Source organism: Pseudomonas sp. Marseille-Q8238 (assembly GCF_965111915.1).
In genome coordinates, this window is record NZ_CBCOPI010000001.1 from 2077379 (window position 1) to 2094788 (window position 17410).

At 59.3% G+C, this 17410-nt stretch carries 12 protein-coding genes; 5 read left to right on the forward strand and 7 right to left on the reverse strand.

The genetic code is table 11. The features are described from left to right. The first annotated feature begins 88 nt into the window (after nt 1-88). The 4 genes from clpX to ACWPW0_RS09690 all read left to right on the forward strand — a co-directional run bounded on the left by clpX (nt 89) and on the right by ACWPW0_RS09690 (nt 6363). Nucleotides 89-1369 (forward strand): ATP-dependent Clp protease ATP-binding subunit ClpX, encoded by a 1281-nt coding sequence (clpX, locus tag ACWPW0_RS09675; protein ID WP_447591027.1) that lies wholly within the window; start codon nt 89-91, stop codon nt 1367-1369. 132 nt (nt 1370-1501) lie between these two features. Next, complete coding sequence (gene lon, locus ACWPW0_RS09680; protein ID WP_447591028.1) at nt 1502-3898, forward strand: endopeptidase La; 2397 nt, start codon at nt 1502-1504, stop codon at nt 3896-3898. 134 nt (nt 3899-4032) lie between these two features. Next, nucleotides 4033-4305 (forward strand): HU family DNA-binding protein, encoded by a 273-nt coding sequence (locus ACWPW0_RS09685; protein WP_192330637.1) that lies wholly within the window; start codon nt 4033-4035, stop codon nt 4303-4305. A gap of 183 nt (nt 4306-4488) precedes the next feature. Then, nucleotides 4489-6363, forward strand: a complete 1875-nt coding sequence (locus ACWPW0_RS09690) for a SurA N-terminal domain-containing protein (protein WP_454255203.1) — start codon at nt 4489-4491, stop codon at nt 6361-6363. 76 nt (nt 6364-6439) lie between these two features. Here ACWPW0_RS09690 and ACWPW0_RS09695 read toward each other — a convergent pair whose 3' ends face one another. The 7 genes from ACWPW0_RS09695 to gloB all read right to left on the reverse strand — a co-directional run bounded on the left by ACWPW0_RS09695 (nt 6440) and on the right by gloB (nt 16562). Then, a complete protein-coding gene (locus ACWPW0_RS09695) occupies nt 6440-8062 on the reverse strand; it encodes an ABC transporter ATP-binding protein (RefSeq protein WP_454255204.1) in 1623 nt (540 codons plus the stop codon). Nucleotide 8063: 1 nt separating this feature from the next. After that, nucleotides 8064-9083, reverse strand: a complete 1020-nt coding sequence (locus tag ACWPW0_RS09700) for an ABC transporter permease (protein WP_447591031.1) — start codon at nt 9081-9083, stop codon at nt 8064-8066. Nucleotides 9084-9086: 3 nt separating this feature from the next. Beyond that, complete coding sequence (locus tag ACWPW0_RS09705) at nt 9087-10172, reverse strand: microcin C ABC transporter permease YejB (RefSeq protein ID WP_454255205.1); 1086 nt, start codon at nt 10170-10172, stop codon at nt 9087-9089. Then, nucleotides 10173-12008 carry an extracellular solute-binding protein gene (locus ACWPW0_RS09710; RefSeq protein WP_454255206.1) on the reverse strand — a complete coding sequence of 612 codons (1836 nt, stop codon included), beginning with the start codon at nt 12006-12008 and terminating at the stop codon, nt 10173-10175. Next, nucleotides 12005-13834, reverse strand: a complete 1830-nt coding sequence (locus ACWPW0_RS09715) for an extracellular solute-binding protein (protein ID WP_454255207.1) — start codon at nt 13832-13834, stop codon at nt 12005-12007. The genes ACWPW0_RS09710 and ACWPW0_RS09715 overlap by 4 nt, the downstream gene beginning before the upstream one ends. Before the next feature lie 255 nt (nt 13835-14089). Then, the gene (locus ACWPW0_RS09720; RefSeq protein ID WP_447591035.1) at nt 14090-15682 is read right to left on the reverse strand and encodes a LysM peptidoglycan-binding domain-containing protein; all 1593 of its coding nucleotides are present in this window, start codon (nt 15680-15682) and stop codon (nt 14090-14092) included. A gap of 91 nt (nt 15683-15773) precedes the next feature. Continuing rightward, a complete protein-coding gene (gene gloB, locus ACWPW0_RS09725) occupies nt 15774-16562 on the reverse strand; it encodes a hydroxyacylglutathione hydrolase (protein WP_447591036.1) in 789 nt (262 codons plus the stop codon). A 77-nt stretch (nt 16563-16639) separates the two neighbouring features. Between gloB and ACWPW0_RS09730 the strand changes: the two genes are divergently transcribed. After that, nucleotides 16640-17410 carry a class I SAM-dependent methyltransferase gene (locus tag ACWPW0_RS09730; protein ID WP_447591037.1) on the forward strand — a complete coding sequence of 257 codons (771 nt, stop codon included), beginning with the start codon at nt 16640-16642 and terminating at the stop codon, nt 17408-17410.

The following is a 17410-nucleotide window of genomic DNA, read 5'->3' on the forward strand; positions in this document are numbered from 1 at the left end:
CCAGACTTATCTGGCAGGTTTGCAGGGTTGAAAACACCTGCAATTGCCTTCATCTTGTGTTTCATGCCTACCGGATTGGATCGATCGAATGACTGACACCCGCAATGGCGAGGACAACGGCAAACTGCTTTATTGCTCCTTCTGCGGCAAAAGCCAGCATGAAGTGCGCAAATTGATTGCCGGTCCCTCGGTCTTTATCTGCGACGAGTGCGTCGACCTGTGCAATGACATCATCCGCGAGGAGGTGCAGGAAGCCCAGGCCGAAAGCAGTGCTCACAAATTGCCTGCGCCCAAAGAAATCAGCGGCATTCTGGATCAGTACGTTATTGGGCAGGAACGCGCCAAGAAGGTGCTTTCTGTCGCGGTTTACAACCATTACAAGCGTTTGAACCAGCGCGACAAGAAAGATGATGTCGAGTTGGGCAAAAGCAATATTCTGCTGATCGGTCCGACCGGTTCAGGCAAGACGCTGTTGGCCGAAACGCTGGCTCGTCTGCTCAACGTACCGTTCACCATCGCCGACGCGACCACGCTGACCGAAGCCGGTTACGTGGGCGAGGATGTTGAAAACATCATTCAGAAACTGCTGCAGAAGTGCGATTACGATGTCGAGAAGGCCCAGATGGGTATCGTCTACATCGATGAAATCGACAAGATTTCGCGTAAGTCTGATAACCCTTCCATCACCCGCGACGTGTCGGGCGAGGGCGTGCAACAGGCCTTGTTGAAACTGATCGAAGGCACGGTTGCATCCGTGCCGCCGCAAGGTGGTCGCAAGCATCCCCAGCAGGAGTTTCTGCAGGTTGATACGCGCAACATCCTGTTCATCTGTGGTGGCGCCTTCTCTGGCCTGGAAAAGGTCATCCAAGGTCGCTCGACCAAAGGTGGTATCGGTTTCAGTGCCGAAGTTCGCAGTCAGGAACTGGGCAAGAAGGTTGGCGAAGCCTTGCGTGAGGTCGAGCCGGATGATCTGGTGAAGTTCGGACTCATACCGGAGTTTGTTGGACGTCTGCCGGTTCTCGCTACGTTGGATGAGCTTGATGAGGCTGCTCTGGTGCAGATTCTCACTGAGCCGAAAAATGCGCTGACCAAGCAGTACGGCAAGCTCTTTGAGATGGAGGGAGTGGATCTGGAGTTTCGTCCAGATGCGCTTAAGGCTGTGGCTCACCGAGCGCTTGAGCGCAAAACCGGTGCACGTGGTCTGCGTTCCATCCTTGAGGGCGTTCTGCTCGACACCATGTATGACATCCCTTCGCAAAGCGAAGTGAGCAAGGTGGTGATCGACGAAAGCGTCATCGAGGGTACGTCCAAACCTCTGCTCATCTATGAAAACAGCGAGCCGCCAGCCAAGGCAGCGCCTGACGCATGATGAAACAAGGGGCCCTTCGGGGCCCTTTCTTTTTCCAAGCATCTTGCTTGTTTTTTCATGGGGCTGGCCCCATCTTAGTTTCAAGGGTCTCCCGTCCGTTTACGGCCAAATGGCCGCCGTAGAGCTGAAATCATGAAGACAACCATCGAATTGCCCCTCCTGCCGCTGCGTGATGTGGTGGTGTATCCACACATGGTCATCCCGCTGTTTGTCGGTCGTGAGAAGTCCATTGAGGCCCTTGAGGCGGCGATGACAGGCGACAAGCAGATTCTGTTGTTGGCGCAGCGTAACCCTGCTGATGATGATCCCGGTGAGGACGCGCTCTATCGCGTGGGCACCGTTGCCACTGTCCTGCAACTGCTCAAGCTGCCTGACGGCACGGTCAAGGTCTTGGTCGAAGGCGAGCAGCGCGGCACCATCGAGCAGTTTATCGAGGTGGATGGCTATTGCCGGGCCCAGGTTCAACTGATCGACGAGCAGGACGTGCCGGAGCGCGAGTCTGAAGTCTTCTCGCGCAGCCTGCTTGCTCAATTCGAGCAATATGTACAGTTGGGCAAGAAGGTGCCGGCTGAGGTGCTGTCGTCTCTAAACAGCATTGATGAACCCAGTCGTCTGGTCGATACCATGGCAGCGCACATGGTGCTGAAAATCGAGCAGAAGCAGGAAATCCTCGAAATTACCGAACTGTCTGCGCGCGTCGAGCATGTCTTGGCGTTGCTCGATGCTGAAATAGACCTGTTGCAGGTTGAGAAACGCATCCGTGGGCGCGTCAAGAAGCAGATGGAGCGCAGCCAGCGCGAGTACTACCTGAATGAGCAGATGAAAGCCATTCAGAAAGAGCTTGGCGATATAGACGAAGGGCATAACGAAGTCGATGAGCTGAAGAAACGCATTGATAATGCCGGGTTGACCGCTGAAGCGTTGACCAAGGCGAATGCCGAGCTGAACAAGCTCAAGCAGATGTCACCGATGTCGGCCGAAGCTACTGTCGTACGTTCGTATATCGACTGGCTGGTGAATGTCCCGTGGAAGGCTGAAAGCAAGGTCCGTCTGGACCTGACCAAAGCAGAGGACATTCTCGATACCGATCACTACGGTCTGGAGGAGGTCAAGGAACGCATTCTTGAGTACCTCGCCGTGCAGAAGCGTGTGAAGAAGCTCAAGGGGCCGGTGCTGTGTCTGGTCGGTCCTCCCGGTGTGGGTAAGACGTCTCTGGCCGAGTCCATTGCGCGTGCTACCAATCGCAAATTCGTACGCATGGCATTGGGTGGCGTGCGGGATGAAGCCGAGATTCGTGGCCATCGCCGTACCTATATCGGTTCGATGCCGGGTCGTTTGATTCAGAAAATGACCAAGGTAGGTGTGCGTAACCCGCTGTTCCTGCTCGATGAAATCGACAAGATGGGTAGCGATATGCGCGGGGATCCTGCTTCGGCGTTGCTGGAGGTGCTGGATCCCGAGCAGAACCACAATTTCAATGACCACTACCTAGAGGTCGATTACGACCTTTCCGATGTCATGTTCATCTGCACCGCCAACTCGATGAATATTCCGGGGCCGCTGCTCGACCGGATGGAAGTGATTCGTCTGCCCGGTTATACCGAGGATGAGAAGGTCAATATTGCGGTCAAGTACCTGGCACCCAAGCAGGTGAGCGCCAATGGTCTGAAAAAAGGTGAAATCGAATTCGATGAGCCGGCGATCCGCGACATTATTCGTTACTACACGCGTGAGGCTGGTGTGCGCAGCCTTGAGCGTCAGCTCGCCAAGGTGTGCCGTAAGGCCGTCAAGGAGCATGCCAAGGAGAAGCGCTTCAAGGTGCTGGTAACGGCCGACACCCTTGAGCATTTCCTGGGCGTACGTCGTTATCGCTATGGCCTCGCAGAGCAGCAGGATCAGATCGGGCAGGTTACCGGGCTTGCCTGGACTCAAGTCGGCGGGGAGTTGCTCACCATCGAGACGGCTGTGGTGCCCGGTAAAGGGCAACTGATCAAGACCGGCTCCCTTGGCGATGTGATGGCAGAGTCCATGACGGCGGCGCTTACAGTGGTGCGTAGTCGCGCCAAGAGCCTGGGTATTCCGGTCGACTTCCATGAGAAGCGCGACGTGCATATCCACATGCCGGAGGGGGCTACACCGAAAGATGGCCCGAGTGCTGGCATTGGCCTATGCACAGCGCTTGTGTCTGCGCTGACGCAGATTCCGGTGCGTGCGGATGTGGCCATGACGGGTGAAATCACCCTGCGTGGTCAGGTATTGGCCATCGGTGGTTTGAAGGAGAAATTGCTCGCGGCTCACCGAGGCGGAATCAAGACGGTGATCATTCCGGAGGAAAATGTTCGGGATCTGAAGGAAATTCCGGAGAATATTAAGCAGGACCTGACCATTAAGCCGGTTAAATGGATTGACGAGGTCCTGCAAATTGCGCTGCAATACGCCCCGGAGCCCTTGCCCGATGCGGCTCCCGAGATGGTTGCAAAGGATGACAAGCGCGAGTCTGATTCCAAGGAGCGAATCAGCACGCATTAGCCGGAATGCCTCCTTGACACATTTTTCGAGCCCTTGTTATAAAGCGGCTCTTATGTGTCAACCAGGCGATCCAGCGCCCGCTTTGCTTACACCAAAAATTAAGAAACAACTCAACAGAAATAAGGGGACTTAGAGTGAACAAGTCGGAACTGATCGATGCCATCGCCGCATCTGCTGATATCCCGAAAGCTGTTGCTGGCCGCGCGCTGGATGCAGTGATCGAATCCGTCACTGGCGCCCTCAAGGCTGGTGATTCCGTAGTGCTGGTTGGTTTCGGCACCTTCGCTGTTAAAGAGCGCGCTGCTCGCACCGGCCGTAACCCGCAGACTGGCAACCCGATCAAGATCGCTGCTGCCAAGATCCCAGGTTTCAAAGCTGGTAAAGCCCTGAAAGACGCCGTCAACTAAGCGTCTCTCTGGCCTTGCCCTTCCAGGTCGGGCTGGTTCCGATCTGGTCGGAGCGGTGGTTCCCAGGAACCTAAGCCGCTCCATCAGTTACGAGAAGGCGCATCCTAGGATGCGCCTTTCTTTTATCCAGATTTCACCCACGCTCCATGGCTGCTCGTTCAGTACAGCCGTTTCGGGGGATGCATGCTGCAGAACATCAGGGACAATTCACAGGGGTGGATTGCCAAGACCATCATCGGCGTTATCGTCGCATTGATGGCTTTCACCGGATTCGACGCTATCGTCAACTCCACCAGTAACAGCCGCAATGCTGCTGACGTCAATGGTGAAAAAATTACCCTGGACACACTGAATCGCGCCGTCGAGATGCAGCGCCGTCAGTTCATCCAGCAGTTCGGCAAGGACTTCGATGCTTCCCAGCTGGACGAAAAAATGCTGCGCGACTCCGCGCTCAACTCGCTGATCGAGCGCAATCTGCTGCTGCAGGGCGCTGAGGACGCCGGTTTGGCATTCTCCCAGGCGGCTCTGGATCAGATCATTCTGCAGATGCCGGTGTTCCAGCAGGATGGCCAGTTCAACGCAGCAGTCTTCGATATGGTCATTCGCCAGCAAGGCTATGGCCGCATGGAGTTCCGTGAGCGCCTCCAGCAGGACGTGCTGATCAGCCAACTGCAGGCAGGCCTGGTTGGGAGCAGCTTCCTGACGGATGCTGAAGTGGATGCCTTCGTTGGTTTGGAAAAACAAACCCGTGATTTCGCGACCTTGACGCTGCACGCCGACACCAAGGCTGTGAAACTGACGGACGAGGATGTGAAGGCTTACTACGATGAGCATACCGACCGCTTCATGACTCCGGAGCAAGTGGTGCTTGAGTACGTTGAGCTAAAGAAAGATGCTTTCTTCGATCGCGTCGAGGTCAAGGATGATGAGCTGCAGGCGCTGTACCAGAAAGAAATCGCCGGGCTCAGCGAGCAACGCCATGCGGCGCACATCCTGCTTGAGGTAAACGACAAGCTCAGTGATGACGAAGCCAAGGCCCAGCTGGAAGAGGTCAAGAAACGTCTCGATAGCGGCGAGGACTTTGCCAAGCTGGCCAAGGAAGTCTCCCAGGACCCGGGTTCGGCTGCCAGCGGCGGCGATCTGGGTTATGCCGGCCAGGGTGTCTATGACCCTGCGTTCGAGCAGGCGCTTTATGCGCTGAAGGATGGCGAGGTTTCTGCCCCGGTACGCAGCGAGTTCGGCTGGCATCTGATCAAGTTGCTGGGCGTTCAGGCTGCTGATGTGCCGAGTTTCGACAGCATGAAGGAAAAGCTGGTGCGTGAGCTCAAGGCTCCACGCGTCGAGCAGCGCTTCGTCGAGGCGACCAAGGAGTTGGAGGATGCTGCGTTCGAAGCGTCTGACTTGGCGCAACCTGCCCAGGAGCAGGGGCTGACGGTCAAAGTCACTCCAGCATTTGGTCGTGAGGGTGGTAGCGAGGGCATCACTGCCAACCGTCAGGTCGTACAGACGGCATTCAGCAATGAAGTGCTGGAGTCCGCGTCCAACAGCGGCGCTATCGAGCTGGATCCTGACACCGTCGTGGTTATCCGGGTCAAGGAGCACAAGAAGCCCGAGCTGATGCCGTTCGAGCAGGTGGTGGCAGGTATTCGCGAAACACTTACTCTGCAACAGGCCAATGCCGCTGTTAAGGCCAAAGGTGCTGAGCTGCTGAGTAGCCTGCGTGAAGGCAAGACACCGGTCGAGCAAGCACAGGAGCGGGACTGGAAAGTGGTTGAGGCCGCCAATCGCAGCCAGGAAGGCGTCGAGCCTGTCGTGCTGCAGGCGCTCTTCCGTATGCCCAAGCCCTCTGCCGATGGCAAGCCGACCTTCTCCGGCGTTAGCCTGAATAACGGTGACTATGTGTTGCTGCGCCTCAATGGTGTCAGCCAGCAAAACGCTACGCTGAGCGAGGAGGAGCGCAATATGTACCGTCGCTTCCTTGCTTCGCGTGTTGGTCAACAGGACTTCAACGCCTTCCGGGCAGAGTTGAAAGACAAGGCCAAGATCGAGCGTTTCTGATCGTCAGTTGCACCATGAAAAAGGCCGCTCTTGAGCGGCCTTTTTCATGGGCGGAGTAATGTGCTGCTGATGGGGATCACGCCTTGCCAGGGTGAGGAGTGAGAAAGGCCGCCTCCAGCAACTGTTGGGTATATGGGTGTTGTGGTGTTTCGAAAATCGCAGATGCCGGCCCTTGTTCCACAACCTTGCCTTGTTTGACCACCATCAACTGATGGCTCAGTGCCCTAACCACCGCCAGGTCATGGCTGATGAACAGATAGGTCAGGTTGTACTTGGCCTGCAGGGCGCGCAGCAGTTCCACCACCTGGCGTTGCACGGTGCGGTCCAGGGCTGAGGTGGGTTCGTCGAGCAGGATCAGCGCCGGTTTCAGCACCAGCGCCCGGGCAATGGCGATACGTTGGCGTTGCCCACCCGAGAATTCGTGTGGGTAACGATGGCGGCTCAGTGGGTCGAGGCCAACCTCTTCGAGTGCCTCGATGACGGCCTGTTCCTGCTCCTCCTCACTGCCCATGCGGTGAATGTGCAAGCCTTCGCCAACGATCTGGGCGATGGACATGCGTGGGCTGAGGCTGCCGAAAGGGTCTTGGAAAACCACCTGCATCTGCCGTCGCAGTGGCCTCACGGCGTTTTGCGGCAAGCCATCCAGAGACTGGCCCTGAAAGCGTATGGCCCCCTGGCTGCCGAGCAGGCGCAGAATGGCCAGGCCAAGCGTGGACTTGCCGGAGCCACTTTCACCGACGATGCCCAGGGTCTGGCCCTGTGGCAGGCTGAAGTTGATGCCGTCTACTGCCTTTACATGGTCGACCGTGCGCCGTAGCAGGCCTTTCTTGATCGGGAACCAGACGCGCAGGTCTTCCACTTCCAGCAAGGTTGGCCCGGCTGGATTCGAGACGGGTTCTCCGCTGGGTTCGGCGCCGAGCAGCTCTTGCGTGTAGGGATGCTGGGGCGCGCGGAACAGTTCTTCGCAGGACGCCTGCTCGACGATATGGCCACGCTGCATGACACAGACGCGGTGCGCGATGCGGCGCACCAAATTGAGGTCATGGCTGATCAGCAGAAGGGCCATGCCGAGGCGGGCCTGTAGCTCCTTGAGCAATTCGAGGATCTTCAACTGCACGGTGACGTCCAGTGCTGTGGTCGGCTCGTCGGCAATCAGCAGCTCCGGCTCGTTGGCCAGGGCCATGGCGATCATCACCCGTTGGCGCTGGCCGCCGGACAGCTCGTGGGGATAAGCCTTGAGGCGTTTTTGCGGCTCGTTGATGCCGACCAGCTCCAGAAGCTCCAGTGTGCGCGCGGTGGCGGCTTTGCCGGTCAGGCCCTTGTGCAGGGCGAGTACCTCGGCTATCTGCTTGCCGATGCTGTGCAGCGGGTTCAGCGAGGTCATTGGCTCTTGGAAGACCATGGCGATGCGGTTGCCACGGATCGCGCGCAGCTTTGGTTCACTGAGCGTCAGCAGGTTCTGCCCTGCATAGGTGATGCTGCCGGCAGGATGGCGGGCCTGCGGGTAGGGCAGCAGGCGCAGGATGGAGTGGGCGGTGACCGATTTGCCGGAGCCACTTTCACCGACCAGCGCCAGGGTTTCGCCTTTGCGGATGTCGAAGCTGATGCCTTCGACCACGCGCTGGACCTGATCACCATTGACGAATTCGACGGCGAGATCGCGTACTTCAATCAAGTTGTCTTGGACGACGGTGCTCATCTCATTTCCTCGGGTCGAACGCGTCGCGGGCGGCTTCGCCGATGAACACAAGCAGGCTGAGCATGATGGCGAGTACGGCAAAGGCGCTGATACCCAGCCAGGGCGCCTGCAGGTTGGATTTGCCCTGGGCAACCAATTCACCCAGCGAGGGCGCGCCGGGTGGCAGGCCGAAGCCGAGGAAGTCCAGGGCGGTGAGGGTGCCGATGGCGCCCGTGAGGATGAACGGCATGAAGGTCATGGTCGAGACCATGGCGTTGGGCAGGATATGGCGGAACATGATCGCGCCATTCTGCATGCCCAGGGCGCGTGCGGCGCGCACGTATTCCAGGTTGCGCCCCCTTAGGAACTCGGCACGAACCACATCAACCAGGCTCATCCAGGAAAACAGCAGCATGATGCCCAACAGCCACCAGAAGTTCGGTTGCACGAAGCTGGCCAGGATGATCAGCAGGTAGAGCACTGGCAGGCCGGACCAGACCTCCAGGAAGCGCTGGCCTACAAGGTCTACCCAGCCTCCATAGAAGCCCTGCAGGGCACCGGCGACCACGCCGATAATCGAGCTGAGGATGGTCAGGGCCAAGGCGAACAGCACCGAGACCCGGAAACCGTAGATCACACGGGCCAGCACATCGCGGCCCTGATCGTCGGTGCCGAACCAGTTCTGCGCCGAGGGCGGCGCAGGAGCGGGCACTTGCAGCTCGTAGTTGATGCTGGAGTAGCTGAAGGGAATCGGTGGCCAGAGTATCCAGCCGTCTTTCTGTTCGATCAGGTCGCGAATGTACGGGCTCTTGTAGTTCGCCTGCAGCGGGAATTCTCCGCCGAAGGTGGTTTCGGGGTAGCGCTTGACCACCGGGAAATACCAGTCGCCGTCATAACGCACTGCAAGCGGCTTGTCGTTGGCGATCAACTCGGCGCCCAGGCTGAGGACGAACAATACGAGAAACAGCCACAGTGACCACCAGCCGCGCTTGTGCGCCTTGAAACGGGCGAAACGGCGTTGATTGAGCGGAGAGAGCTTCATCTGTCAGTTCTCCCGGCTTTCGAAGTCGATTCGTGGATCGACCAGGGTGTAGGCGATATCGCCGATGAGTTTCACGACCAGTCCTAGCAGGGTGAAGATGAAGAGGGTGCCGAACACCACCGGGTAGTCACGGTTGATGGCGGCTTCGAAGCTCATCAGGCCGAGTCCATCGAGGGAGAAGATCACCTCGACCAATAGCGAGCCGGTGAAGAAGATACCGATGAAGGCCGCCGGGAAGCCGGCGATGATCAGCAGCATGGCGTTGCGAAACACATGGCCGTAGAGCACGCGGTTGTTGCTCAGCCCCTTGGCGCGAGCGGTGACCACGTACTGCTTGTTGATCTCGTCGAGAAAACTGTTCTTGGTCAGCAGGGTGAGGGTGGCGAAGTTGCCGATCACCAGTGCGGTTACCGGCAGCACCAGGTGCCAGAAGTAGTCGAGGATCTTGCCGCTGGTGCTGAGTTCGTCGAAGTTGCTTGAGGTCAGTCCACGTAGGGGGAACCAGTCCCAGTAGCTGCCACCGGCGAACAACACGATCAGCAGGATGGCGAAAAGAAACGCCGGGATTGCATAACCGATGATGATCGCGGTGCTGGTCCAGACATCGAAGGGGCTGCCGTGGCGCGTAGCCTTGGCGATGCCCAGTGGGATGGAGACCAGGTACATGATCAGGGTGCTCCAGAGTCCGAGCGAGATGGACACCGGCATCTTCTCGATGATCAGGTCGATCACACTGGCATCGCGAAAGAAACTGTTGCCGAAGTCCAACTGGGCGTAGTTCTTGATCATCAGCCAGAAACGCTCTGGGGCGGGCTTGTCGAAACCGTACATTTTCTCGATTTCGGCCACCAGGTCAGGGTCTAGCCCCTGGGCGCCGCGGTAGCTGGAGCCAGCGACGGCGACTTCGCCACCGCCACCGGAGATGCGTCCGGTGGCGCCCCCGGAGGCGGCGTCGAAGCCTTCCAGCTTGGCGATCATCTGCTCGACCGGACCGCCGGGCGCGGCCTGGATGATGATGAAGTTGATCAGCAGGATGCCGAACAGCGTCGGCAGTATCAGCAGCAGGCGGCGCAGGATGTAGGCGAGCATTCAGTCGGCTTCCTGCGCTTTCGGCACTTTGATGGCGCCCACCGGGCGCTCTTCCCACCAGGTCATCAGGCCGTAGTCGTACAGCGGCGTGACAGCTGGGCGACCAAAGCGCTTCCAGTACGCCACGCGCCAGGTGTCGACGTAGTAGTTGGGCACCACGTAGTTGCCCCACAGCAGCACCCGGTCGAGGGCGCGGGCATGGGTGATCAGTGACTGGCGCGAATCGGCGCGGATCAGGCCGTCGACCAGGGTATCGATAGCCGGGTCGCGCAGGCCGATGAGATTGCGGCTGCCGGGGTTGTCGGCGCTGCTGGAGTGCCAAAACTCACGTTGCTCGTTGCCTGGCGAGTTGGATTGCGGCCAGATCGCCGAGGTCATGTCGAAGTCGCGCGAGCGCAGGCGATTGATGTATTGCGAGGCGTCCACGCGGCGGATCTGCAGGTCGATGCCGAGCTCGGCGAGGTTGCGCTTGAAGGGCAGGATCACCCGTTCCAGGTTGGCCTGGGTATTGAGGAACTCGAAGCTGAGTTGCTTGCCTTGGGCATCGATCATCTTGTCGTTCTCGATGCGGTAGCCGGCTTCGGTGAGCAGTTGGTAGGCGCGGCGGCTCTGTTCGCGAATGATGCCGCTGCCGTCGGTAACCGGCGGGGCGAAGGCTTCACTGAAGACACGATCGGGTATTTGTCCGCGCAGTGGTTCGAGCAGTTTGAGTTCGTCGGCATCAGGCAGGCCGGTGGCAGCCATTTCCGAGTTCTCGAAGTAACTGTGGGTGCGCTTGTAGGCACCGTAGAACAGCTGCCTGCTGGCCCATTCGAAATCGAAGAGCTGGGCGATGGCCTCACGCACACGCGGGTCCTGGAACATCGGGCGGCGGGTATTGAAGACATAACCCTGCATGCCTACCGGGTTGTGGTTGGGGATAGCTTCCTGAACGAAGTCGCCAGCGCGCAGGGCGGGGGAGTCATAGCCGGTCGCCCAGTCCTTGGCGGAGTACTCGAGGTTGGTGTCGAACTGCCCGGCCTTGAAGGCTTCCAGGGCGACCGACATGTCGCGGTAGTAGTCGACGCGAATCGTTTCGAAGTTGTACTGCCCACGGGCGACCGGCAAGTCCTTGGCCCACCAGTCCTTGACCCGTTCGAAGCGCACGGAGCTTCCGGGGGAGACCTTGGTGATGCGATAGGGGCCGCTGCCCAGTGGTATTTCAAGGTTGGACTTGCTGAAGTCGCGCTCGGCCCACCAGTGCTTGGGCAGGATCTGCAACTGTCCCAGAATCAGAGGCAGTTCCCGGTTGCCGGGGTGTTTGAAGTCGAAGCGAACTTTCAGTTTGTCCTCGGCCACCACCTCTGCCACATCGGCGTAGTAGTGGCGATACATCGGGTCACCTTTCTCGAGCAGGATGTGGAACGTGAAGATCACATCCTCTGCCGTCACCGGGGTTCCGTCGTTGAAGTGGGCCTTCGGGTTCAGATAGAAGCGCACATAGCTATCGTCCGCGGCTTTTTCGATCTTCTCGGCGAGCAGGCCGTACTCGGTGAAGGGCTCGTCCGGCGAATGATAGGTGAGGCTGTCGTAGAGCAAGCCAAGCTGGCTGGCGGAGTTGCCCTTGGGGATGAACGGGTTGAAGCTGTCGAAGCCATTGAAGGCGGGTAGACGCAGCAAGCCGCCCTTGGGCGCATCCGGGTTGACGTAGTCGAAGTGCTTGAAGTCGGCCGGGTACTTGGGCGCTTCGCCATACAAGGTCAGGGCGTGCTGGGGGGTTGCCTGGCTCAGGCTAGCCAGGCCGAGCAGCAACAGGCCGGCGCCATGCTGGACAAAGGTGCGCAAGGTGAACGTCATCGTGTGGTCTCCGTGGGCTTCAGCCACCAGGCCCTCAAACCGAGGGTGTAGGGCGGGGTGGTGACGAAGGCGAACCGGTTGCGGTAGGCCAGGCGGTGATAGTTGATGTACCAATTGGGAATACTGTAGTGCTGCCAGAGCAGGATGCGGTCAATGGCGCGGGCCGCGGCGACCTGTTCGTCACGGGTTTGCGCGGAGAGCAGTTTTTCCAGCAGGTGGTCCACCACTGGATGGGTGACGCCAGCATAGTTCTTGCTGCCTTTGACATTCACCTGGCTGGAGTGGAAGTACTGCCATTGTTCCAGGCCGGGGCTGAGTGTTTGGGGTAGGGTCATGAGCACCATGTCGTAATCGAAGTGATCGAGGCGCTGTTTGTACTGGGCGCGGTCGACGGTACGCAGATTCACCTTGATACCCAGGCTGGAAAGATTGGCGGTGTAGGGCTGCAGAATACGTTCGAGGTTCGGGTTGACCAGCAGTATCTCGAACTTCAAGGGCTCGCCCTTGCCATTCAGCAGGCCGCGGGCAGTCGGTTTGAAGCCGGCGTCGGCCAATAGACTGAGTGCGCGGCGCAGGGTTTCCCGCGGAATGCCTCGCCCTTCAGTGACCGGCACGCTGAAGGCCTCGCTGAACACGCGTGGTTGCAGTTGCTTGCGGTAGGGCGATAGCAGCAGCCATTCAGCGCCTTCGGGCTTGCCGGTGGCGGAGAATTCGCTGTTGGGGTAGTAGCTGCTGGCGCGTTTGTAGGCGTCGTTGAATAACGCGCGGTTGGTCCATTCGAAGTCGAACATCAGGGCCATGGCTTCGCGGATCTCGCGCTCGGCAAACACGGGACGCCGGCTGTTCATGAACAGGGCCTGGGTCTGTGTCGGGATCTGGTGCGGAATTTCCGCGCGGATCACATCGCCGCGGGCAACGGCCGGGAAGCGGTAGCCGCTGGCCCAGTTCTTTGCCTGGTGCTCGATATAGAAGTCGAACTCACCGGCCTTGAACGCTTCGAACGCGACATCGCTGTCGCGGTAGAACTCCACTTCGACCCGGTCGAAGTTGTACTTGCCGCGGTTCACCGGCAGGTTCTCGCCCCACCAGTTCTTGACCCGTTCGAATACCAGGCTACGTCCGGGATTGACCCGGGTGATCCGATACGGGCCGCTGCCTAATGGCGGTTCGAAGCTGGTGGCTTTGAAATCACGGCCTTTCCAGTAGTGCTGCGGCAACACCGGCAGCTCGCCAAGACGCAGGATCAGCAGGGGATTTCCGGCGCGTTTGAACACGAAGCGGATACGGTGACGATTGAGGATGTCGACGCGCTGCACTTCCTGCAGGTTGGTGCGGTATTGCGGGTGGCCCTGCTTGAGCAACAAGCGGTAGGAGAACGCCACGTCATAGGCGGTGATCGGCTGGCCGTCATGGAAGCGCGCTTCTTCGCGCAGGTTGAAGACTACCCAGCTGCGATCTTCACTGTACTCCACTGTTTTGGCGATCAGGCCGTAGCTGGATGCCGGCTCATCGCCCGAGGGGTCGTAGGCGCCGGTACCTGCCATCAACGTTTCATTCAGCTCGGTCACCCCATACTGCATGAAGTTGGGGGCGGCGGAAGGACTGCTGCCTTTGAAGCTGTAGGGATTCAGGGTATCGAAGGTGCCATAGGCCATGACCCGCAGGGTGCCGCCTTTGGGTGCGTCTGCATTCACCCAGTCGAAATGAGTGAAGCTGGCGGGGTACTTGAGGGTGCCAAACTGTGCGTAGCCATGACTTTCGCTGAGCATTGCGAAGGCGGGAAAGCTCATGGCCAGGCCAAGTATCAGCGGGAGCAGGGAACGCATCAGGCGCAAGGTCCAGTCCGTGGCGGCTTTTCGGCTTCTTGGCAGGTACAGTAACAGCTTGTATCCGCTGGAAAAAGAGTGCCCCTTAGCGGCATTCGTCAGCAGTTTTTGCTGACCGGAAATGCTCCCCGAGGGCACACATCAGGCGTTCAGTTCGTACAGGCGCTGCGTCTGGAATGTTTGCCTGAAATCTCAACCGGAAACGTGTGCTTTTATCGTGCAGGGTTCAGGCGTCAGAAGGCTGAGCCTGAACCTTCAATTGTTGGTGCTGAGGTAGAGCGTCAGGGTTTGACCGGGTTTCAGGGCGCTGGTGCTGCGCGGGTTCCAGCGTTGCAGATTGTCCATGTCTACATTGAAGCGTCGGGCGATCAGGTACATCGAATCACCCTGCTTGACCCGGTAGTAGGTGACCGCCTGGCGCTCCTTGGTCGTTGTGGCGATAGTGCGTGGCTGGGCGCTGCCACCTTGGATCAGCAGTTCCTGGCCGAGGCTGAGTTTGCTGCTGGCGTTGAGCTTGTTCCAGCGCTGAAGGTCCTTGAGTGACACCTTGTTGGCGTTGGCAATCTGCCACAGCGTATCGCCGCTGCGCACTTTGTAACGGCGAACAGCAGGTGCTGGGGTGGCAGTTGCCTGGGCCGTCAACTGGTGTAGCGGCTGGCCCGATTTGCTTTCACCGTCGGTCGGGATGCTGAGCAGTTGTCCGACTCGCAGGTGGTTGCTGGTCAGGTTGTTGACGTCCTTCAGGGTTGCGACGGTCAGGCGATAGCGGTTGGCAATGCTGTGCAGGTTGTCACCGGCGCGCACCTTATGTTCCTGCCAACTGACCAGTGTCTGGGGTTTCATCGTCGCCAGGTTGGCGCTCAGTTGCTCGGCTTTATTGGCAGGGACCAGCAAGTGCAGCGGGCCATCCATGGTGATGCGTTTCTTGAAGGCTGGGTTGAGGTTGTACAGCTCGTCTTCGTCGATATCGGCCATTTGCGCTACGCGGGACAGATCGAGCCGCTGGGTGATCGCGACCTGCTCGAAATAGGGCTCATTGGCAATCGGGTTGAGCGCCACGCCATAGGCATCGGGCGACATGACGATCTGCGACAGAGCCAGCAGCTTGGGCACGTAGTCCTGGGTTTCCTTGGGCAGCGGCAGGTTCCAGTAATCGGTTGGCAGGCCGAGCTTCTGGTTGCGCTCTATGGCGCGGCTGACAGTGCCTTCCCCGGCGTTATAGGCAGCCAGTGCCAGTAGCCAGTCACCGTTGAACATGTCGTGCAGGCGGCTCAGGTAGTTCATGGCCGCATTGGTCGAGGCGGTAATGTCCCGGCGTCCGTCGTACCAGTTGGTCTGGCGCAGGTTGAAGTGGCGACCGGTGGTCGGGATGAACTGCCACAGGCCGACAGCGTGGCTGCGCGAATAGGCGAACGGGTTGTAGGCGCTCTCGATCACAGGCAGCAGTGCCAACTCCATCGGCATGTCGCGCTCTTCCAGGCGCTCGACGACATAGTGGATGTACAGGCTGCCGCGCTCACTGGCGTTTTCGAGAAAGGAGGGGTTGCTGACAAACCACAGGCGCTGGTTTTCGATGCGGGGGTTGATGCCGATGGTTTCCTGCAGCTTGAAGCCGTCGCGCATGCGTTCCCAGATATCCTTGGGGGCTTCGTCCACGGGTTCTTCCGTCAGCCACTCGGTTTCTTGCTGCAGGCTGATGGCGCGATCGGTGTCCCGGACCGGGCTTGCCGGCTGGCTGCTGCCCATGCCTTGGCAGCCTGCCAGGGCAAGACACAGCACCGCTGCAAGTGCTTTTGACACCCGCGCCAATGCGCTGTTTTCAAGGGTTTCACGAAGGAGTGAAGGCATTGGCTACTGGTGTTTCCCGGGCGAAAAATTCGAGCGATTCTAGGAACGGCACCCGGGGTGGTCAAGTTTTCACCAGTTCCTCCCTGTGGCGTCAGGGGGTGCGAAACACATCTTTCCAGGCCCGCAGGCAGGCAAAAACCTGATCGGCCGAGCGCTGCAGAGGACCGTCACGCTCATCGATTTTTTCTTTAATGGATGTTTCTTCGCAGCGCAGAAATGGATTGGTGGCTTTTTCCAGCGCCAGGTTGGAGGGCAGGCTGATGCGATTGTTTGCCCGCCAGGCACTGACTTCAGCGAGGCGTGCGGCGACCTGCGGGTTGCCGGGTTCGACGGCACGAGCGAAGTGCAGGTTGCTCAATGTGTATTCGTGGGTGCAATACACCAGCGTGGTGTCCGGCAAGCTGCTTAGGCGTTGCAGGGAGTCATGCATCTGCTGCGGCGTACCTTCGAACAGGCGGCCGCAGCCAGCGGCGAACAGGGTGTCACCACAGAACAACCAGGGTTGTGTCGCATCGGCGTGGTAGTAGGCGATATGGCCCAGGGTATGCCCGGGTACTTCCTGGATGTCGAAGACCAGGCCGAGCACGTTGATTTGCTGGCCTTCGCTCAGTGCAACATCCCGTGACGGGATGTTTTCCTTCGCCGGCCCGTAAACCTGGGCACCGGTAGCCTGCTTGAGCTGGGTAACACCGCCAACGTGGTCGGGATGGTGGTGAGTAATCAGAATGTCGCTGAGTTGCCAGCCGGGATTTGCTTCGAGCCAGGCCAGCACCGGGGCGGCATCGCCGGGGTCGACGACCGCGCAGCGCTGGCGGACAGGGTCCTGCAACAGCCATATATAGTTGTCGCTGAAGGCGGGGAGTGCGTCGATCTGAAACATTTTTCGGGGTCGCCAAGCAAGGAACAATGGCGCATCTTAGGCGGCAACAGCATTGATTGACCATGCGGGAGCTGCCAATGGGCGATGAAGCAAGCCGCGAACAACCTTTCGCTCAGGCCGATGCAAGCTGGTTGAAGCTGACCCAGGACGCACGGGAGTGGTTGGCATCACCACTCGGCCAACTGCTGCTAGAGGAGGAACGCCGCGCTCTGGATAGTGAGCTGGCGCGCTACTTTGGCGGTTATCTGGTGCATTACGGGCCGGCCGAGGCACCGCCCCCACGGGCCGAACAGGTACGCTGCAACGTCCGTCTGGGCGCGCCATTGGCGGGTGTGGATATCGCCTGTGAGGAACAGGCCTGGCCATTAGGGGAACATGCAGCCGATGTCGTGGTGCTGCAACATGGCCTGGATTTCTGCCTGTCGCCTCACGGGTTGCTGCGTGAGGCCGCGCAGAGTGTGCGTCCGGGAGGGCACCTGCTGATCGTCGGGGTCAATCCCTGGAGTGCCTGGGGGCTGCGCCATTACTTCGCCCGTGACGGTTTTCGAAATGCCCGCTGTATTGCACCGAATCGCCTGACTGACTGGCTCAGCCTGCTGGGCTTCGCGCTGGAGAAACGGCGCTTCGGGTGTTATCGTCCGCCGCTTGCCTCGTCGGCCTGGCAGTCACGCCTGGCCCGGCTTGAGGTGTGGGGTGATGCCTGGCAGACGCCAGGTGCGGGCTTCTATCTATTGGTGGCGCGCAAACTGGTGGTCGGCCTGCGACCACTGCGCCCCGTGCAGCGCGCCACGATGGGCAAGCTGTTGCCAATGCCGGTGGCCAAGATCAGCCGCCGCGATTTCGAGTAA